Source organism: Thiobacillus sp., assembly GCA_024235835.1.
GTDB lineage: Bacteria > Pseudomonadota > Gammaproteobacteria > Burkholderiales > Thiobacillaceae > PFJX01.
Genome location: JACKLQ010000004.1, coordinates 112,101 through 131,784, shown reverse-complemented (window position 1 = coordinate 131,784; position 19,684 = coordinate 112,101). Strand labels below are relative to the sequence as shown.

22 protein-coding genes are annotated in these 19,684 nt (G+C 65.4%); 17 read left to right on the top strand and 5 right to left on the bottom strand.

All coding sequences use genetic code 11. The features are described from left to right. Positions 1–3: 3 nt before the first annotated feature. Together H6935_16185 and H6935_16180 are read right to left on the bottom strand one after the other, a co-directional pair. Complete coding sequence (locus H6935_16185; GenBank protein ID MCP5279873.1) at positions 4–699, bottom strand: cytochrome c; 696 nt, start codon at positions 697–699, stop codon at positions 4–6. A gap of 14 nt (positions 700–713) precedes the next feature. Then, the gene (locus H6935_16180) at positions 714–1,061 is read right to left on the bottom strand and encodes a hypothetical protein (GenBank protein ID MCP5279872.1); all 348 of its coding nucleotides are present in this window, start codon (positions 1,059–1,061) and stop codon (positions 714–716) included. 199 nt (positions 1,062–1,260) lie between these two features. Here H6935_16180 and H6935_16175 point away from each other — a divergent pair, with 199 nt between their 5' ends. The 8 genes from H6935_16175 (at position 1,261) to H6935_16140 (ending at position 9,785) form a co-directional block, all read left to right on the top strand. Next, complete coding sequence (locus H6935_16175; GenBank protein MCP5279871.1) at positions 1,261–2,973, top strand: c-type cytochrome; 1,713 nt, start codon at positions 1,261–1,263, stop codon at positions 2,971–2,973. A 157-nt stretch (positions 2,974–3,130) separates the two neighbouring features. Then, positions 3,131–3,514: a cytochrome c gene (locus tag H6935_16170; protein ID MCP5279870.1), complete on the top strand. Its 384-nt coding sequence runs from the start codon at positions 3,131–3,133 to the stop codon at positions 3,512–3,514. Further along, positions 3,511–4,686 (top strand): protein nirF, encoded by a 1,176-nt coding sequence (locus tag H6935_16165; GenBank protein MCP5279869.1) that lies wholly within the window; start codon positions 3,511–3,513, stop codon positions 4,684–4,686. The genes H6935_16170 and H6935_16165 overlap by 4 nt, the downstream gene beginning before the upstream one ends. 14 nt (positions 4,687–4,700) lie before the next feature. Next, positions 4,701–5,717: an Lrp/AsnC family transcriptional regulator gene (locus H6935_16160; protein MCP5279868.1), complete on the top strand. Its 1,017-nt coding sequence runs from the start codon at positions 4,701–4,703 to the stop codon at positions 5,715–5,717. A gap of 25 nt (positions 5,718–5,742) precedes the next feature. Beyond that, complete coding sequence (locus tag H6935_16155) at positions 5,743–6,225, top strand: Lrp/AsnC family transcriptional regulator (protein ID MCP5279867.1); 483 nt, start codon at positions 5,743–5,745, stop codon at positions 6,223–6,225. Between the two features lie 5 nt (positions 6,226–6,230). Beyond that, positions 6,231–6,716, top strand: a complete 486-nt coding sequence (locus tag H6935_16150) for an Lrp/AsnC family transcriptional regulator (protein MCP5279866.1) — start codon at positions 6,231–6,233, stop codon at positions 6,714–6,716. Between the two features lie 106 nt (positions 6,717–6,822). Then, on the top strand, positions 6,823–8,076 hold the full coding sequence (locus tag H6935_16145; protein ID MCP5279865.1) for a radical SAM/SPASM domain-containing protein: 1,254 nt from the start codon (positions 6,823–6,825) through the stop codon (positions 8,074–8,076). A 155-nt stretch (positions 8,077–8,231) separates the two neighbouring features. Continuing rightward, complete coding sequence (locus H6935_16140; protein MCP5279864.1) at positions 8,232–9,785, top strand: c-type cytochrome; 1,554 nt, start codon at positions 8,232–8,234, stop codon at positions 9,783–9,785. Between the two features lie 294 nt (positions 9,786–10,079). Here H6935_16140 and H6935_16135 read toward each other — a convergent pair whose 3' ends face one another. From H6935_16135 to H6935_16125, 3 genes are all read right to left on the bottom strand, one after another. Beyond that, the gene (locus H6935_16135; GenBank protein MCP5279863.1) at positions 10,080–11,372 is read right to left on the bottom strand and encodes a hypothetical protein; all 1,293 of its coding nucleotides are present in this window, start codon (positions 11,370–11,372) and stop codon (positions 10,080–10,082) included. Positions 11,373–11,385: 13 nt separating this feature from the next. After that, entirely contained in the window at positions 11,386–11,619 is a 234-nt protein-coding gene (locus tag H6935_16130) for a DUF2249 domain-containing protein (GenBank protein MCP5279862.1), read from the bottom strand. 253 nt (positions 11,620–11,872) lie between these two features. Further along, the gene (locus H6935_16125) at positions 11,873–12,325 is read right to left on the bottom strand and encodes a hemerythrin domain-containing protein (GenBank protein ID MCP5279861.1); all 453 of its coding nucleotides are present in this window, start codon (positions 12,323–12,325) and stop codon (positions 11,873–11,875) included. Between the two features lie 122 nt (positions 12,326–12,447). Here H6935_16125 and H6935_16120 point away from each other — a divergent pair, with 122 nt between their 5' ends. The 9 genes from H6935_16120 (at position 12,448) to H6935_16080 (ending at position 19,679) form a co-directional block, all read left to right on the top strand. Then, positions 12,448–12,924, top strand: coding sequence for a transcriptional repressor (locus tag H6935_16120; protein ID MCP5279860.1), 477 nt, complete (start codon positions 12,448–12,450; stop codon positions 12,922–12,924). 78 nt (positions 12,925–13,002) lie between these two features. After that, entirely contained in the window at positions 13,003–13,755 is a 753-nt protein-coding gene (locus H6935_16115; GenBank protein MCP5279859.1) for a ZIP family metal transporter, read from the top strand. Positions 13,756–13,769: 14 nt separating this feature from the next. Next, complete coding sequence (locus tag H6935_16110) at positions 13,770–14,306, top strand: DUF2796 domain-containing protein (protein MCP5279858.1); 537 nt, start codon at positions 13,770–13,772, stop codon at positions 14,304–14,306. 24 nt (positions 14,307–14,330) lie between these two features. Continuing rightward, positions 14,331–15,026 (top strand): ABC transporter ATP-binding protein, encoded by a 696-nt coding sequence (locus H6935_16105; protein MCP5279857.1) that lies wholly within the window; start codon positions 14,331–14,333, stop codon positions 15,024–15,026. Next, complete coding sequence (locus tag H6935_16100; GenBank protein MCP5279856.1) at positions 15,023–16,285, top strand: ABC transporter permease; 1,263 nt, start codon at positions 15,023–15,025, stop codon at positions 16,283–16,285. The genes H6935_16105 and H6935_16100 overlap by 4 nt, the downstream gene beginning before the upstream one ends. A 33-nt stretch (positions 16,286–16,318) precedes the next feature. Further along, complete coding sequence (locus tag H6935_16095; protein ID MCP5279855.1) at positions 16,319–16,597, top strand: hypothetical protein; 279 nt, start codon at positions 16,319–16,321, stop codon at positions 16,595–16,597. 67 nt (positions 16,598–16,664) lie between these two features. Next, entirely contained in the window at positions 16,665–18,020 is a 1,356-nt protein-coding gene (locus H6935_16090) for a TonB-dependent receptor (GenBank protein ID MCP5279854.1), read from the top strand. Between the two features lie 11 nt (positions 18,021–18,031). Then, positions 18,032–18,934: a zinc ABC transporter substrate-binding protein gene (locus tag H6935_16085; protein MCP5279853.1), complete on the top strand. Its 903-nt coding sequence runs from the start codon at positions 18,032–18,034 to the stop codon at positions 18,932–18,934. Between the two features lie 7 nt (positions 18,935–18,941). After that, on the top strand, positions 18,942–19,679 hold the full coding sequence (locus H6935_16080) for a metal ABC transporter permease (GenBank protein MCP5279852.1): 738 nt from the start codon (positions 18,942–18,944) through the stop codon (positions 19,677–19,679). The last annotated feature ends 5 nt before the right edge of the window (positions 19,680–19,684 follow it).

Here is a 19,684-nt window from a genome sequence, read left to right as displayed (position 1 = left end):
TCCTTATTGTTGGGCCGGGGCGGCGTCGGGCGCGGCGGGGGCATCCGCCGCGGGCGCGGTTTCCATGGGCGCGGCTTCCGCGGCGGGGGCGGCCGGCTCGGGGTCGGACTGATCCATGGCCTTGAAGTTATGGGGGAAGCCCAGGGTGTTGATGGCGCTCATCCACTTCAGGAAGGCCACCGTGGCGCGGGCCTCTTCCTCGGTGATGCCCAGGCGGGGCATGCGGCGGCCCACGGCGTTATGCAGCTTGTCGCTGGGGTCCATGAGGAAGGCCACCATGCTTTCCTCGCGCACCTCCTTGGAGCCCCAGGCCGGGTCCAGCCAGGCCTTGGTCAGGTCCGGCGCGAAGTAGGCGCCGTTGCCCAGCAGGGTGTGGCATTCCATGCAGTTCTTCGCCTGGGTGGTGAGCTTGCCCTTGGACACCAGGGCCTCGGCTTCCTCCTCGGTGAGCATCTTGCCGAACAGGGGCTCGTCCGGACCGATGACCGGCAGGTAGCGGTTCTGCTCCTCGTTGAACTGGTAATCCACCTGCTTGTTGATGATGGAATACCCGGGCACCTGCTTACCGCCCGCCGTGATGTACGACATGGTGTCGAAGGTGAGGAAGATGAGGATGATGAACGAGCCACCCGTCACCCAGATGGCAGTCTTTCGCCAAAAGGATTCGGATGCCCACCACAACGTCTGCGTCTGTGACATGGCTATGCCTCCTGTTACCGCTGTTGATAAACCTTGATGGGGGAGCCTTCATCCTCCAGTTCATGCTCGTGGGTCCGCACGCAGAGGTGCCAGATGCCATGGGGAGCAGCGAAATAACCGACCAGCATGAGCAGGACGATGAAGGTCCAGAAGCCGTTGGTGAACAGGTTGGCGGCGAAGGCCAGCACCAAAACGGCGGCGAACAGGCCCACATAGGCCAAGTAGGCCAAGGGCATCAGCCCGGGACGATTTCTGATCCGGGCATAGGCGAACAGCAGGGCATAGGTGGCGCCAAACATGATGACCGACGCGGCGCTGAAGAAGACGGTGAAGAAATTGGCGAGTTCTACGGGTTGGATCATGACCATCTCCGTTCCGATTAATGTTGCGGCGGATGTTGGCGAGATACCCGACTAATGCGTTTGACTTAAATCAACCAAAACTAGATTTACATATCCTTAGATTGACAAAGGTCAATGTTGACCCCCTGTACCCTGGTCGTATCGTTCCCCTCAACCCGATGCGGGTTTTTTCCAGCCATGTTTCTTGGAGGGCAGTGTGATGAAGAAAGTATTGCGTGGTTTGACTCTGGCGGTCTTGCCGCTGGCGGTTTCATTTGCGTGGGCGGCGGATCGCACGAGCGAGACCAACACTCCCAGCACTACCTACGAGCAGGGGGGCGGCTCCAGTTTGGCGGGGTTGGAGATGTATCAGTCCACCGACCCCAAGGCGCCACCCATGAGCAAGGCGGAATTTGATTCCGCCCGCCAGATCTACTTCGACCGTTGCGCCGGCTGCCACGGCGTGCTGCGCAAGGGCGCCACCGGCAAGGCCCTTTTGCCCGGCCCCATGCAGCAGCTGGGCACCGAAAGCCTGAAGGTGTTCGTGAACTACGGCACCCCCGGCGGCATGCCCGGTTTCGGCACATCCAACGAGCTGAATGAGAAAGAAATCGATCTCATGGCCCGCTACATCCAGCATCCGGCTCCCCAGCCGCCGGAGTGGGGCATGAAGGAGATCCGCGCGTCCTGGAAGATGCTGGTCCCGCCCGAGAAGCGGCCCACCAAGCAGATGAACAAGCTGAACCTGAACAACCTGTTCGCGGTGACCCTGCGGGATTCGGGCGAACTGGCCCTTGTCGACGGCGACAGCAAGAAGATCGTCACCATCCTGAAGACGGGCTTCGCGGTGCACATCTCCCGCATCTCCAAGTCCGGCCGCTACCTGTACACCACCGGCCGCGACGGTCTCATCAACCTGATCGACCTGTGGATGGAAACCCCCACCACCGTGGCCACCATCCGCACCGGTTCCGACGCCCGCTCCATCGACACCTCCAAGTACAAGGGGTTTGACGACAAGATCGCCATCGCCGGCACCTACTGGCCGCCCGCCTATGTGCTGATGGACGGCTTCACCCTGGAGCCCAAGAAGGTGATGTCCACCCGGGGCTACACCTACGACGAGCAGGAATACCATCCGGAACCCCGCGTGGCCTCCATCGTCTCCTCCCACATCAAGCCCGAGTTCGTGGTGAACGTGAAGGAGACCGGCAAGGTGCTGCTGGTGGATTACTCCGACCTGAAGAACCTGAAGACCACCGAGATCGAGGCCGAGCGCTTCCTGCATGACGGCGGCTGGGACTCTTCCAAGCGCTACTTCCTGGTGGCCGCCAACATGCGCAACACCGTGTCGGTGGTGGATACCAAGGAAGGCAAACTGGCCGCCAACGTCAAGGTGGGCTCCAAGCCCCACCCGGGCCGCGGTGCCAACTGGAACGACACCAAGTACGGTCCCGTCTGGGCCACTGGCCACCTGGGCGACGATACCGTGGCGGTGATCGGTACCGATCCCAAGCGGCATAAGGCCAATGCCTGGAAGGTGGTGCGCACCCTGAAGAACCATGGCAACGGCAGCCTGTTCATCAAGACCCATCCCAAGTCCAAGAACCTTTGGGTGGATGCGGCCCTGAGCCCGGAAGCCGAACTGCGCCAGTCCATCTCCGTCTTTGACCTGAAGAACCTGGACAAGCCCGCCCACGTGATCAACATCGCCAAGCTGGCCGGCATCAGCGAAGGTCGCGTCACCCACCCCGAGTACAACATGAAGGGTGATGAAGTGTGGTTCTCTGTCTGGGGCCCGAAGACCGGCGAGTCCGCCCTGGTGGTGATGGACGACAAGACCCGCAAGCTGAAGGCCGTGATCAAGGACAAGCGCCTGGTTACCCCCACCGGCAAGTTCAACGTCTACAACACCGTGCACGACGTGTATTGATGGCTGCTTGAACGGCTCGGCCACCCTTGCGGGTGGCCGGGTTCCCCGGCCGTCTTCCAACGAGGGCGGCCCGCGAACCGGACAGGAGTGAACGATGCAAGCAACTCGATCTGAGACAGGAAGCCGATCCTGCCGCACCACGCAGCCCGAGGTCTCCATGGGACCGGCACCCTCCGGCTGGTGGCTGATGCTCACGGGCACCGGCTTCACGTTACTGGCGGCCCTGGCCGCCCTGGCTGTCTCCTCCCTGGTGACCCCCGCCGCAGCCCACGCAAGCGCTTCTGCACCCTCCCCGGCACGGCAGCAGGAACTCGTCCACATGGTGCGGCAGGAATGCGGCTTCTGCCACGGCCTGCGCCTCACCGGCGGCCTGGGTTCGCCCCTTACCGCCCAGGCCATGCGTGAGAAACCCGCGGAAAGCCTGGAGGCGGCCATCCGCCATGGCATTCCCGGCACCGCCATGCCCGGCTGGGAGCCCTTCCTCACGGAGGCGGAAACCCGCTGGATCGTACAGAACCTGCAACAAGGATTTCCCGAATGACTCTCAAGAAATTCGTTTCCCTCTTCGCGCTGTGCCTGCCGCTGTTGGCCCAGGCCTCGGACCCGGCGGGCAGCGGCCCCCTGCGGGGCACCGGCGACCTGGGCATCGCCGTGGAACGGGCCAAGGGCAGCCTGCAATGGCTGGACACCAGCAAGCTTGCCAGCCTGGGCCGCATCGAGGGCCTGGGGGACCTCTCCCACGCCTCCGCCGTGTTCTCCCGGGATGCGCGGTACGCCTACGTGTTCGGCCGGGACGGAGGACTCACCAAGGTGGACTTGCTCACCGGCACGGTGGCCAAGCGCGTCATCCAGTCCGGCAATTCCATCGGCGGCGCCATTTCCCAGGACGGCCGCTTCATCGCCGCCGCCAACTACACCCCCGGCGGCGTGAAAATCTTCGACGCTGGGACCCTGGACCTGGTGGCGGACATTCCCACGGAATCCAAGGTTATCGGCCTGGAGGACGTGCCGGGAAACCGCTTCGCCTTCAGCCTGTGGGACAAGGGCGAGATCTGGGTGGCGGATCTTGCCGAAGACCCCAGGAAACCCAGGATAAGCATCTTCCACAACATCGGCACCCAGCCCTACGACGCCCTCATCTCCCCGGACGGCCGCTGGTACGTGGCCGGCCTTTACGGCGAGAACGGCATCGCCGTGCTGGACACCTGGAACCTGGAAGCCGGTGTGAAGCGGGCCCTGCCGGACTACGGCCGGGGCGAGGAAAAACTGCCGGTGTACAAGATGCCCCACCTGGAGACCTGGGCCATGGTAGGCAACCTGGCCTTCATTCCCGGCGTCGGCCGCCATGAAGTGGTGATCGTGGACGTGTCCACCTGGAAACAGGTGGGCGTGATCCCTGTGGCCGGCCAGCCGGTATTCGTCATGGCCCAGCCTGACGGCCGTCGCTTGTGGGTCAACTTCGCCTTCCCCAACTACGACAGGGTGCAGGTCATCGACGTGCCGTCACAAAAGATCGTGCACGAAATGAAGCCCGGCAAGGCCGTGCTGCACATGGAGTTCACGCCACGGGGTGAGCACGTGTGGCTGTCCGTACGGGACGCCAACCGCCTGGAGGTGTACGACACCGCCAGCTTCGCCAAGCTCAAGGAACTGCCCGCCGAGGCCCCCAGCGGCATCTTTTTCACCTCCCGCGCCCACAGGTTCGGACTATGAAACTCCAGCACGATCTGTCTGATCTAGAGTTCCGCTTGCTCAACGATTGGCAGCGGGGATTTCCCCTCGTGCCCCGACCCTACGCCGAACTGGCGAAATGCCTGGACTGTGATGAAACCACCGTTCTGGATCGCCTGGCCAGCCTGAAGCAACGGGGTCATGTATCCCGCGTGGGGGCCGTGTTCCGTCCCCACGTGCTGGGCTGGAGCACCCTGGCGGCGGTGGCCTGCCCCCCCGAGCGCCTGGAAGAGGTGGCCCGGGCTATAGACTGCTTTCCCGAGGTGAACCACAACTACGAGCGGGAGCATGCCTACAACCTGTGGTTCGTGGCCGCGGCTCCCGGCCGGGAGCGGGTGGATGAGGTGTTGGCCGAGATTCATCGCGCCACGGGATTGAAACCCCTGGATCTGCCCATGGTGGCGGACTACCACATCGACCTGGGCTTTGAGCTGGGGGGCAGGCCGGCGGGCCGCGGCCCCCACCAGGATGCCGCCGGCAGCCCCGTGGATACCGCCGTCTTGCGAGGTCAACTGGAGTCCGCCGACTACACCGTGGCCACCGTCCTGGAAAATGGCCTGGAGCTCATCTCCCGGCCCTACGCCAGCCTGGCCGCCCGTTGTGGCATGGGCGAGGTGGCCTTCATGGCTCGTTTGGAGCGGCTGCTGGCCCTGTCTGTCATCCGCCGCTTTGGCGTGGTGGTGCGGCACCGCGAACTTGGCTATACCGCCAACGCCATGGTGGTATGGGACATCCCCGATGCCCGTGTCGCCGAGGCCGGGCGGCTGCTGGCGGCCCAGGCCGGCGTGACCCTGTGCTACCAGCGCCCCCGCCGCCTGCCGGACTGGCCGTACAACCTGTTCTCCATGGTCCACGGCAAGGACCGGGCAGCCGTGCTGGATCAGGTGGACCAGCTTCGTGAACATCTCCGCCACACCCTGGACTTGGAAGACGTACGCTGCCAGCCCCTGTTTTCCCGCCGCCGCTTCAAGCAGTGCGGCGCCCGTTACTCCAGCCTGCCCAAAGCGGCCTGAGGCATAGCGGATGAGCGTCCTGGTCATGGAACGAACGGAGCGGGCGGAGAAGCCCGCTGCCGTGCTGGACGAGGTGGACCGCCGCATCATCAACGGCCTCCAGGGCGGCTTCCCCGTCTGCGAGCATCCCTACGCCGTGGCCGCCCGCAATCTGGGCCTTGAGGAGGGGGAACTTATCGCCCGCCTCCAGCGACTGCTGGAGGACAAGGTGCTGACCCGCTTCGGCCCCCTGTACAACGCAGACCGCTTCGGCGGCGCCAACGTGCTGGCCGCCATGTCCGTGCCCAACGCCGACTTCGACCGCATTGCCCAGTTCGTCAACCAGCAGCCGGAGATCGCCCACAACTACCGCCGCGAACACCGCCTGAACATGTGGTTCGTGGGGGCCGCCGAGTCCCCGGAAAAGGTGGAGGCGGCTTTCAGTTACATCGAGAAGATCACCGGCTATCCCATCTACCGTTTCCCGAAGGAGCAGGAGTATTTCGTGGAACTGAAACTGAAGGCATGAGCACGATGGAATTCGCCATCGACGACCTGGACCAGCGCATCATCCAGGCCACCCAGGCGGGGCTGCCCCTGGTTCCGGAACCTTACCAGGCCGTGGCCGTACAGCTGGGCATCACGGCGACAGAGCTCATGGAACGGCTGCGGGCCATGGTGGCCACCAGGGCCATCCGCCGCATCGGCGCCGTGCCCAACCACTATGCCCTGGGTTACAAGGCCAATGGCATGACCGTGTGGGATGTTGACGATGCCCTGGTGGACGAGCTGGGCGAGCGCGTCGGTCGTCTGGACTTCGTCAGCCACTGCTACCGCCGTCCACGCTGCCTGCCCCAGTGGCCCTTCAACCTGTTCGCCATGGTCCATGGCCACGATCGCCAGGAAGTGCTCGGCTATGTGGCCGAGATAAGCCAGGCCCTGGGCAAGGCCTGCCATCACCACGACATCCTCTACAGCAGCCGCATCCTGAAAAAGACCGGCCTGCGCATAGGAGGATGAACGGATGAGTAGATTTTGCATTCGCGTCATTCCCGCGCAGGCGGGAATCCAGGTCTTGGCCTGGATGCCGGATCAGCTCCGACATGACGGATATTGGAGGTAGTCCATGTTTCGCGTTACCCAGTTCATGCAGGAACTCCTCAGTCCCACCCCCGTGGGGCCTCATCGCAACCCGCCTGGCCCGGTGGTGATCTGGAACCTGGTGCGGCGCTGCAACCTCACCTGCAAGCACTGCTACTCCATCTCCGCCGACAAGGACTTCCCCGGCGAGCTGTCCACGGAGGAAGTCTTCCGTGCCATGGACGACCTGAAGGCCGCCCGGGTGCCGGTGCTCATCCTCTCCGGCGGCGAGCCCCTGCTGCGGCCGGACATCTTCGACATCGGCCGGCGCGCCAAGGAGATGGGCTTCTACGTGGGCCTGTCCAGCAACGGCACCCTGGTGAACGAAGAGAACGTCCAGGCCATCGCCGCCACGGGCTTTGACTACGTGGGCATCAGCCTGGATGGCATCAAAGAGACCCACGACCGCTTCCGCCGCAAGGAGGGCGCCTTCGACGCCGCCCTGAAGGGCGTGCGACTGTGCCGGGAGGCGGGTGCCAAGGTGGGGATCCGCTTCACCCTCGCCCAGGAAAACGCCCACGACTTCCCGGCCCTGCTGGATTTGATGGAAGCGGAGTCCATCGACAAGTTCTACCTGTCCCACCTGAACTATGCCGGGCGGGGCAACAAGAACAGGGCGCGTCTGGCGCCGAGCCGCCTCAAGCCGGACGCGCACCCCCTCGGGGGGCAGCGAACTCCAGTGAGCGTGGGGGTGGTGGATATCGACGACGCCCACTTCCGCACCACCCGCGCCGCCATGGACCTGCTGCTGGACCGCTGCTGGCGCCACGTGCAGGCGGGCCGGCCCAGGGAATTCGTTACCGGCAACAACGACGCGGACGGCGTCTACCTGCTGCACTGGGTGGCCTCCCGCTTCCCCGAGCAATACGAGCACATACGGGGCAAGCTGGTGCAGTGGGGCGGCAACGCCAGCGGCGTGAACGTGGCCAACATCGACAACATCGGCGACGTGCACCCGGACACCATGTGGTGGAACTACCCCCTGGGCAACGTGCGCCAGCGCCCCTTCGGCGAAATCTGGGCCGACACCTCCGACCCCCTCATGGCCGGCCTGAAGCAGTCCCCCCGCCCCGTGGGCGGCCGCTGCGCCCAATGCCGCCACCTGGCCATCTGCAACGGCAACACCCGGGTGCGGGCCTGGCAGACCACCGGCGACTTCTGGGCGGAAGACCCGGGCTGCTATCTGGCGGACGAGGAAGTGGGCGTCACCCAACCCCTATGCATGGAGTCCTGCGCATGAACCCCGATGTCCTGAACAGTCACGCTTTCATCCCCCCCTTTTTTAAAGGGGGGCTAGGGGGGATTCCAGCGGCGTTTGCCAAGAATCACCCCGTCAAATCCCCCTCATTCCCCCTATTGCAAAGGGGAAAGGCGCACTTGGCAAGCTCTTGGGCAATGATGGCGGCCCTTTGTCTGGCTATCATCAGCCCCGCCCAGGCCGCCCCCGACCCCGACCCCGACCCCGAGAAGCTCTACGAAACCCATTGCCTCTCCTGCCACGCCCCCAACCGCCTGGGGGGCATGGGGCCCACCCTGCTGCCGGAATCCCTGGCGCGGTTGAAGAAACCCATGGCGGCGAAGGCCATCGCCGAGGGCTTGCCTGCCACCCAGATGCCGGGCTTCAAGGACATCCTCAAGCCGGAGGAGATTCAGGCCCTGGCCGCCTGGATCTATACCCCCAACAAGATTCCGCCCAAGTGGGATGCCGACGACATCAAGGCCTCCCACATCGTCAACGCGGAGAACGTGGGCCTGCCCGCCAAGCCCGTGTTCAAGGCGGACCCCACCAACGTCACCCTGGTGGTGGAGCATGGCGACCACCACATCAGCGTGCTGGACGGCGATGTCATGGAGCCCTTCCACCGCTTCCAGACCCGCTACGCCCTGCACGGCGGACCCAAGTTCACGTCGGACGGCCGCTTCGTCTACTGGGCCAGCCGGGACGGCTGGATCACCAAGTACGACCTGTGGAACCTGAAGGTGGTGGCGGAGATCCGCGCCGGCATCAACACCCGCAACGTGGCCGTGTCCAGCGACGGCCGGTACGTCATGGTGGCCAACTACCTGCCCCACACCCTGGTGGCCCTCAGCGGCAAGGACCTGTCCCTGGTGAAGGTGATTCCCGTGGTGGCGGCCAATGGAAAAAGCTCCCGGGTATCCGCCGTGTATGACGCACGGCCCCGCGCCAGCTTCATCGCGGCCCTCAAGGACATTCCGGAGGTGTGGGAGATTCCCTACGACGGCCGGCCTGTCTACAAAGGCCTGGTGCACGACTACCAGCTCAAGGAGGCCATCCCCGAGCCGGGCCCCCTGCCGGTGCGGCAGATCGCCACGGACCAGATCCTGGACGACTTCTTCTTCGACCAGGACTACAAGTACCTCATGGGCGCCTCCCGGGACAACCCCAAGGGCGAGGTCGTCCACCTGGGCGCGGGCCGCAAGATCGCCGACCTGGATATTCCCGGCATGCCCCACCTGGGCTCCGGCATCACCTGGGACTGGACCGATGAAAAGGGCGTGGTCCACCCGGTCATGGCCTCACCCAACCTGAAGGACGGCCACATCCAGGTCATCGACATGAAGACGTGGAAAACCCTCAAGATCATCCCCACCAAGGGCCCCGGCTTCTTCCTGCGCAGCCACGAGAACACCCCCTACGCCTGGGCCGACGTGTTCTTCGGCAAGAACCGGGAGGTCATGCACGTCATCGACAAGCGCACCCTGGAAGTGGTGGCGGACCTGAAGCCGGAACCGGGCAAGACCGCCACCCACGTGGAGTTCGACCGCTACGGCAAGTACGCTCTGGTGTCCCTGTGGGAGATGGACGGTGCCGTGATCGTCTACGACGCCAAGACCTTCAAGGAGATCAAGCGCCTGCCCATGAAGCGCCCGGTGGGCAAGTACAACGTGTGGAACAAGACCCGGCTGTCGGCGGGGACGAGCCACTGAAATATGCAAGCCTCAGTGACTCGTTACTGAGGACTACGCTGACGTCTCGGTTTGCTTTTGTCTGTCTGGGAGCCGGCAATGCGGCGGGGTGCGTCAAGCCAATCAAAGATTCGCTTTGCTGCACTGCGCACTTCAGGATTTACATCCATCAGCCTTGCCTCGCCATGTAAGTAGGCATCGAAGGCTACACGAATCGGCCAGTAGCGGTCTGAGAGGTCATGGCAGCCTCCCATTGATTGCCGCCAAAATATCACAACAAAAACGTTGCACAACAGTGTTGTTGTGCATTTACGGCTAATGTCGCCCGCCATGACTTAGGAAGATTTTTCTGGCCCTGCGGAGGTTCATCTCCAACGCCAAACCGCTGACGACCAGCAGCGCCAATCCAGCTAGCGCAAGCTGAGGCGGCAGCCAGGGTGTGGGCAACAGCAGGACCACGGCGGCCAGGTGCAGCCTGAAATGCCACCTCGCAGCATCGTTGCTGATGAACTGCTTCATGTTGGGAATCTTGCCGGCGCCGGCCTTGGTCTGGGCCTGGAGGTGGAACCAGCCAAGGAAGGGCACGATCTTGTAGAGCATGCCGTTCACCACCGAGGCGGCGAAGCCCAGCAGGAAGAGCAGGCCAAGGAGAATCTGGGTGGCGTCGCGCCAGGGGTTGGCTTCGATGATGGCGGCGGGGAAGAGGACGGCTACGCCGATCAGGCTGGCCATGCCCAGGCGCCAGAAATCCAGTGTCACGTCCGGCATCTTGCGGCGCCGCTGGCCTTGCAGCTTGAGGGTGGCCAGGGCAAAGGCCAGGTTGGCGCCCATGCCCACCAGCAGGGCCAGGGCCTCCACGCCTCGGGCGGCGGGCGAGGGCAGGAACCAGGCCAGCGTGAACACCATCAGAGCGATGGGCAGGGACCAGGTTAGGGCGAGGGTGATGCCCTTTGCATAGGGTGGCGTGAGTTGCAGCATGGGCACCACCTGGTAGGCCACCCCGATGACCAGCACCAGCACCCATCCCCCCAGCCCCCAGGCGGCGTGCAGGCCGGTGAGACTCAGGAGATCGGGCGTGTTCCAAAGGCCCGCCAATCCTGTAGCCAGGACCACGCCCAGGGCAAAGGTGACTGCCAGGGCCAGCCAGGCCTGGCGCATGGGCCAGGCCACTTGGGGCAGGGCCCGGGCGCGGATAAGGCTGAGCAATGTGCCTGCCAGGAAAGGGACGAGTCCGATCGACAAGAACACTGTGGCCAACATAAGCAGGGTGGGGTCCCCGACCAGGAAGCCCGTCACCAGCAGCAGGGTGCCAAAGCTGATCCCAATTATGGCCAGCCAGCCGATGGGCTCGGCGTAGGGCACCGGCGAGCCCACCACCACGGGCAGCATCTGCAGCAGGGCACCCACCATGGTGGTCCCCAGGTAGCCCAGGGTGAGCAGGTGTGTGAGGGCCAGGCTCGATGGTGTCCAGCGGCTGGCCAGCCAGGCATCCGGGGCGAACATGGCCAGCAGGGCAGCCAGGATTAGGAACATGGGCGCCACGAGGAACAGGCGCAGGGGGGTGCCAAAAGGCGGCGCCTGGTCGTAGGACAAACCGGGGCCGGCCATCAGACTGGTTCCATCAGGCAGGTTTTGCTAGGGGTTCGATCAGTACTTCAAAGCAGCCGTCCTCCAGAGGGCGCGTGGTATGGCCGAAGCCCTTTTCCCATAGGATCGGGTACAGAAAAACGGGCTCACGGTGGATGAGCAGGCGCAGGGTCTGACCCGGGCGCAACATGTCCAGCGCCAGCACCACGCGCTCCAGGGGCTCCGGGGGCTCCAGCCATCGCCCATCCACCAGAACCTCGGTGCTCATCGAGGTGCCGGCGTTGGTTCAGGCGGCAGTGGGATGGGCTGCAAGGCCTGGCGATGCCTCAGACCGCACGCAGCAGATAGAGCAGGCCGAAGTGGCTGATGATGAACAGGGCAAAGATGAAAGCAACGGCCAGGTTCTCGTTCTTTTCAAAGATTTTCTGCAAGCTCATGACAACTCCTTTGATTGGGTTTGTAGATAAATCATGGTTGGCTAATATTCTTCCGGTCCTGGGTCAGGACCGCATTGACCTTCATCAAACCGCATTGGCCAGGTTGCCGGCCTCCATGCCCGCCAGCAGGCTCTCCGCCTCTCCGGCAAGGGCCTGGTCCAGCATGGGATAGAGAATGTTTTCTTCCTTCATGTTGTGCTGCCGCATGAGCATGAGCAGGGTTTCGGAGAGCCCCAGGTAGCCCTGGGCATCTTTCTTTTCCAATGCCTGGTCCATGGCTGTGAACGTGTCCCGCATCTGGTCGTGCTCCTCGCGCATGACGAAGGTGGGTCCGCCACTCATGCCGGTGCGGTTTTCAAAGGCGGGGAAAACCACCTCTTCTTCACGAGTGAAATGGCGCAAGGTGTCATTGCGGAAGGCCTGGAACAGTTCTCCTGCCTGGGGCCAGTCAGACTTGGCAACGGCATTTTCCGCCTCGGCGAACAGTGCGTCACAGTGTTCATGGTCGTCGGTAAGGTATTGAGAAATACGGGTCATGCTGCCTCCTTGTAGGTTTTGCGTGGACGCATTTTCGGAAAACCGTCAGGACGCGGCATTGACTTTTGACAATCAAAACCCGGGTGGGACCAAGGGCTTGGACTTTTGCTACACTGTTGCATATGCCGATCAACCTAGCCACCCGCCCCAGGCCGGCGAAATCCCCACGCGAAACGCCGGCCGAGGTCCTGCTGAATGGTGTTGGGGAGCGCCCCACGGCAGCACGGCTGGCCGTGCTTGGAATCCTGCTGGCCACGTCTACGGCCCTTACCCATACGGATATCGCCGCTGCGGCCCGGGAGGCTGGCGTGGGGATGGATCGGGTAACCCTCTACCGGGTGCTGGACTGGCTTGTGGAAAGGGGCCTGGCCCACAGGATCGCCGGTGAGGACCGGGTGTGGCGCTTCAATGCACTGGCCGCGGACAAGCACGGGCATGCCGGCGCCCACGAGCATGCCCACTTCCAATGCAGCCGCTGCGGCCGGCTGTATTGCCTGGACGACCTTCGTCCCGTCTTTGCCTTCACCCTGCCGCCGGGTTTTCGTTGCGACCATGCGGAACTGACCCTGCGGGGCCTTTGCCCGGACTGCGGTATATAACGCAACTTGGTTGCTTGAGTTGGAGGGTGGGGCTATAGTGCAACAGAGTTGCATTATTAGGCCTTGCCAGCCCCTTCCATGACCCTGTTCCTGATTGTTTTGTCCACTTTGCTGGGCGGTGTGCTGTCCGTGTTGATGGCCGCCACCCTGGCCCTGACCTGGCTGCCCCGCTTCGCCGACCGGATGGTGGCCTACGCCGTGGGCGTGCTGCTGGCCTTTGCGTTCACCGACCTGGTGCCGGAAGCGGTGGAGATGGGTCTGGAACCAGGATTGGTGGGCCAACTCCTGCTGGCGGGCGTGGTGGTCTTCTTCCTCCTTGAAAAGGCCGCTCTCTGGCGCCACGACCACAACCACGGCCAAGGGAAACACGTGCATCCGCCCCAGGTGTCCATGATCGTGCTGGGGGATGGCCTGCACAACTTCGTGGACGGCGTGCTCATCGCCGCCGCCTTCCTGGTGGAGCCGGCCCTGGGCTGGACCACAGCCATCGCCATCCTGGCCCACGAACTTCCCCAGGAGATCGGCGATTTCATGGTGCTGCTCAACGCGGGTCTGAGCAAGTCCCGGGCCCTGGCCCTCAATGCCCTGTCCGGCGGAGCCATGGTGCTGGGCGGCGTGGCCGGCTACGCCGCCCTGGGCAGCACCCAGGCGGTGGTGCCCTACGTCATCGTCGTGGCCGCCGCCAGCTTCATCTACATCGCCGTGGCGGACCTGGTGCCCGAACTCCACCGCCATCGCCGCTTCAAGGACGCCGCCGCCCAACTGACGCTGTTGGGCCTGGGCGTCGCCACCGTGCAGGTGGTGAGCCTGTTTGCCCATCACAGCCATTGAACCAGGAGAGACCGATGCACGCTTTCAAGTCCGCCTGTCTGTTGATGCTTTGCCTCGCCACCCCCGCTTTCGCGGCCCATGGCCATGGTCATGAACACCATGCCCACGTCCACGGTGTGGCCAAGCTGGAAGTGGCGGTGGAGGGGGGGCAAATCGACTTGCATCTGGAATCGCCCCTGGAGGCCTTGCTGGGTTTCGAGCACGCGCCCCGCAGCGACAAGGAGCGGGCGGTGGTGGCCCGCATGCGCCAGAGCCTGGAGCAGGGCGGCAGGTTGTTCGCGCCCACGGCGGCGGCCGGATGCAAGCTGGTATCCGTGGAGGTGGAGGCTGCAATCCTGGAGGCCAATCCGACTGCTGGCGACTACGATGAACATGGCGACCTGGATGCCGATTTCCGCTTCACCTGCGCCCACCCCGGCAAGCTCACGGGCATGGAGGTGCGGCTCAGCGACGCCTTTCCCGGCATGCGCCGCGTCGATGCCCAGGTGGTAAGCGGCAGGGGCCAGTCCGCCGCCCGCCTGACCACCAGGATGCGCTTCCTGAGTTGGTAGCGTCCTCTTGTTAAGCTAGGGGACATGACCGCACCGCTGCTTCTCCTGGAAAACCTGCAGTTCCGCTGGCCGGGCCAGAAGCGGTCCTGCCTGGATATGGCCGAGTTCCGGGTGGCGGCGGACGAGCAGGTGTTCATCCACGGCGAGAGCGGCAGCGGCAAGAGTACCCTGCTGAACCTGGTGGCCGGGGTGCTGGTGCCCCAGCGGGGCCGAATCGAAGCCATGGGGCAGGAGTTGTCCAGTCTCACCGCCGCCGCCCGGGACCGCTTCCGGGTGGACCACATCGGCCTCCTCTTCCAGCAGTTCAACCTGATTCCTTACCTGTCGGTGCTGGACAACGTGCTGCTGCCCTGCCGCTTTTCCAAACGTCGCCGGGAGCGGGCGGGGAATGCGAAGCAGGCCGCCGCGACATTGCTCAAACATCTGGACCTGGCGGAAGACCTGTGGCGCCGGCCCGCCACCCAGCTGTCCGTGGGCCAGCAGCAGAGGGTGGCGGCGGCCCGGGCCCTCATCGGCCGGCCGGAGATCGTCATCGCCGACGAACCCACCTCGGCCCTGGACGCGGCCCGGCAGGCGGCCTTCCTGGAACTGCTGCGGCGGGAATGTGCGGCGGCCCACGCGGCCCTGCTGTTCGTCAGCCATGACCAACGCCTAGCGGAGGGCTTCCCCCGGCAGGTACACATGGATGAGCTGAATCGGGCAGAAGAGGAGGCCGCATGAGCCACCTTCTCCCCCTGGCCCTGCGCAGCGCCTGGAACCGGCGCTACACCCTGGTGCTGACCCTCATTGCCATCGCCCTGTCCGTGACCCTGCTGCTGGGCATCGAGCGCCTGCGCCAGGATGCCCGGGACAGCTTCGCCCAGGCGGTGTCCGGCACGGACCTCATCGTCGGCGCCCGCGCCAGCCCCATCCAGTTGCTGCTCTACACCGTGTTCCGCATCGGCGAGGCCACCAACAACATGGGCTGGGACAGCGCCCAGGCCCTGGCTGCCCATCCAGCCGTGGCCTGGACCATCCCCATCTCCCTGGGTGACTCCCACCACGGCTTCCCGGTGCTGGGCACCACGGGGGCCTATTTCGTGCACTTCCGCTACGGCGACAAGCAGTTCCTGTCCCTGGCCCAGGGCAAGCCGTTTGCAGGTGTCTTCGACGCCGTGCTGGGCGCGGAGGTGGCCCGGCGCCTGGGCTACAAGCTGGCGGACCGCATCACCCTGGCCCACGGCATGGAGGCTCATGGTCTGGCGGAGCATGGCGACAAGCCCTTCACCGTGGTGGGCATCCTGGCCCCCACGGGTACGCCCGTAGATCGCACCGTGCACGTTTCCCTCGAAGCCCTGGAGGCCATCCACCTGGACTGGCAGGGCGGAGCGCCCATGCCGGGCCTGGCCATTCCGCCGGAGCTGGTGCGGAAGTTCGACCTGGCGCCCAGGGCCGTCACCGCCGTGCTGGTGGGCCTGAAGACCCGGGCGGGCGTGTTCGTCATGCAGCGCTACGTGGCCAATTTCCGGGACGAGGCCATCATGGGCGTGCTGCCCGGTGTGGCCCTGTCCCAACTGTGGGACATGATGGCCGTGGCGGAAAAGGCCCTGCTGGCCGTCTCCGCCCTGGTGCTGGCGGTGAGTTTCGCCGGCCTGGTGGCCGTGGTGCTGGCGGGACTGGGGGAGCGGCGGCGGGAGCTGGCCATCCTGCGTTCCGTGGGCGCCCGGCCCCGGGACCTGTTCGCCCTGCTGGCCTTTGAAGGCGCCGCCGTCACCCTGGCGGGGGCGGTGACGGGCGTGGTGATGCTGGCCGTCCTGTCGGCGGCCTTCGGCCCCTGGGTCCAGGCCCATTACGGCCTGGCCCTGTCCGTGGCCCTGCCCGGCGGTGAGGAATTGGCACTGCTGGGCTGGGTGGTGCTGGTGGGTACCCTGGCCAGCCTGCTGCCCGGCTGGCGGGCCTATCACCTGTCCCTGGCCGACGGCCTGACGCCCCGTGTGTAAGAGCCTGATGAAATAGGCTCTAATATGCACGCCATGTTTCGACGGCTCGTTCTCCTTTTCCTGTTCCTGCTGGCCCAGTCCGGGGCCCTGGCCCATGGCATCAGCCATGGCTTCGAGCAGGAAGACGAGGGCCTGGAGCACAAGCTGGCTTGCGAACTCTGCATGGCCTATGCTCCCCTGGGGGCCGGTGTGGCCAGCACACCCGAGGCCTGGGTGCCTCCGGCCGCGGTTTTCCATTTCCAGGCCGATGCGCCCGTAGCCACATTTCTTTCCTTCCGGCCCCTTTACCTCAGCCGCGCACCTCCCCTCTGAGCTGGTAATTCCCTCGCCATGACCGCGCCCCGCGCGGATTGTTGTTGTTTTTATTCGAGGATTCACCATGTTCAAGCCCAGACTCCTGGCCGTCGCCCTGGCGGCCGCCCTGCCTGTTTCGCCCCTGCCCGTCCTGGCCGCCACCGACGCGGACCTGGCCGCCTTGCGCGCCGAGTTCGACGCCAAGCTGAAGGACATCCAGACCGCCTATGAGGCTCGCCTGAAGGAGATGGAGGCCCGCCTGGCCAAGCAGGAAGCGGCCCCTGTCGCTTCCCTGGCCGCCCCAGCGGCAGAAGCCGCCGCCGCCAGCATGAACCCGGGGGTTTCCCTGGTCCTGCAAGGCCGCTACCACCACGCCAGGGGGGAGGGCCATATCACCGGCTTCCTGCCTGCCGGCCACGCCCACGGCAATGCCAAGGGCTTTTCCGTGGACGAGACCGAGTTGATCCTCTCCGCCGGCATCGATCCGTATTTCCAGGGCTACGCCAACTTCGCCTTCGCCGATGGTGAAGTGGAGGCGGAGGAGGCCTGGGTGCGGACCACGGCCCTGGGCAACGGCTTCACCCTCAAGGCCGGCCGCTATCTGTCGGGCATCGGCTACATCAACGAGCAGCATCCCCATGTCTGGGATTTCGCCAACCAGAACCTGGCCTACGCCGCCATGCTGGGGGAGCACTACGGCCAGGATGGCCTGCAGTTGAAGTGGGTGGCGCCCACGCCCCTGTTCCTGGAGATCGGCCTGGAGGCCGGCCAGGGGGCGGATTGGAGCGATCGCAACGGCCTGGGCAGCCATGCCGTCTATGCCCACCTGGGCGACGACCTGGGTGACAGCCATTCCTGGCGCGCCGGCCTGTCCTGGCTGCGGGCCAAGGCCGACGGCCGCGAGGGCCACTGGATGGACGACAACGGTGTGGAGGCCGAAAGCCTGTTTTCCGGCCGCAGCAAGTACTGGATTGCCGACTTCGTCTGGAAATGGGCCCCCGGCGGCAATCCCAAGTACGAGAACTTCAAGTTTCAGGCGGAGTATGTTCGGCGCAGCGAGGACGGCGACCTGACATGCGAGGACAACAGCGCCGACGGCGGCCTCTGCCCCCCCGGCGGCATCGCCGACACCTACCGGGCCCGCCAGTCGGGCTGGTATGCCCAGGGGGTCTACCAGTTCCACCCCGAGTGGCGGGTGGGCTACCGCTACGACCGCCTGAGCGAGGGCTCGGTGAACTTCGGTGGGGGCTTTGCCGGCGTGCTGTCCCAGCCGGGCTTCACGCCCCAGCGCCACAGCCTCATGGTGGACTACAACCCCAGCGAGTTTTCGCGCCTGCGCCTGCAGTTCGCCCGGGACAAGGCGGAACAGGGTCTCACCGACAACCAGTTCACCCTGCAATATCTCCATAGTCTGGGCCCCCACGGCGCCCACAAGTTCTGAGGGGGCACGCGATGCGCGGACTACTCACCCTGCTGATCTGCTGGACGGCATTGGTCGCCATGCCTGCCCGGGCCGACCTGAAGGTCCTGGCCTGCGAGCCGGAATGGGCCGCCCTGGTGAAGGAACTGGCGGGGGACCAGGCCAGCGTGGCCTTGGCCACCACGGCCTACCAGGACCCCCACCGCATCGAGGCCCGGCCCAGCCTCATCGCCCGGGCCCGCAACGCCGACCTGCTGGTCTGCACCGGCGCCGAACTGGAGGCGGGCTGGTTGCCCGTGCTGCAGCGGGAATCCGGCAACGCCCGCATCCAGCCCGGAACGCCGGGCCACTTCGAGGCGGCGGCCTTCGTCGCCCTGCTGGACAGGCCGGCCCGGGTGGACCGTTCCATGGGGGACGTGCACGCCGCCGGCAACCCCCACCTGCACCTGGACCCCCGCAACATCTCCCGGCTGGCGGAGGCCCTGGCCGCCCGCCTGGCCCAGTTGGACAAGGAGAACGCCGCCCATTACGCCGCCCGCCACCGGGGCTTCCAGCAGCGCTGGCAGGCGGCCCTGGCCCGCTGGCAGGAACGGGCCGTGCCCCTGGGGGGCGTGCCCCTGGCCACCCACCACAAGGACTGGGTCTATCTGGCCCACTGGCTGGACATGAAGGTGGTGGTGACCCTGGAACCCAAGCCCGGCGTGGAGCCTTCCGTGGCCTGGCTGGGCGAGGTGCTGAACCGGCTGCGGCAACAACCGGTGCGGTTGGTGGCCCACACCAACTACCAGTCGCCCCGGGCCAGCCGGTGGCTGTCGGAACGGGCCGGGGTGCCTGTGGTGGAGTTGCCCCATACCGTGGGGGCCGCGCCTGGGACGGACAGTTTGTTCGCGTGGATGGACGCCCTGCTGGACCGGCTGCTGGCGATCGTCAAATGAGCGTGCCATGAACGCAACCCTGGAATGGTCCATCCTGCTGCCGGCCATGGTGGCGGGCCTGATGGTGCTGGCCAGCCACGTGCCCTTGGGGCTGAGGGTGCTGGAGCGGGGCATCATCTTCATCGACATCGCCATCGCCCAGTTCGCCGGCCTGGGGGTGATCCTGGCCCACTTCCTGGAATGGGAGGCGGGCTGGCAGGTCCAGGCCGCCGCCCTGGGGCTGGCGGGGCTGGGGGCCCTGCTGCTGCACTTCAGCGAACAGCACTGGCCCCGGCGGCAGGAGGCCGTCATCGGCGTGGCCTTCGTGCTGGTGTCGTCCCTGGCCATCCTGCTGCTGGCCCACGATCCCCACGGCGGCGAACAACTTCGGGAGATGCTGGTGGGCCAGATCCTGTGGACCGGCTGGGGCGACCTGCCGACCCTGGCCCTGGTCACGGCCGGAGTGCTGGCGGCCTGGTTCAGTGGCCTGCGCCGGTCCCCCCTGGGCTTCTACCTGCTCTTCGCCCTGGCCATCACCGCCTCGGTGCAGGTGGTGGGGGTTTACCTGGTGTTCGCCAGCCTCATCGTGCCGGCCCTGGCCGCCGGGGAACGCCTGGTCCGCGCCTATGTCATGGGTACCGCGGGGTATGTTCTCGGTCTGGCCGCATCGGCTCTTTGGGACCTGCCGGCGGGGGCCGCCATCGTCGTGGCCCTGGTGCTGGTGGCCGCGCCATTCATGTTCATAAGGAAGACGGATCGTGTTTGACTTGC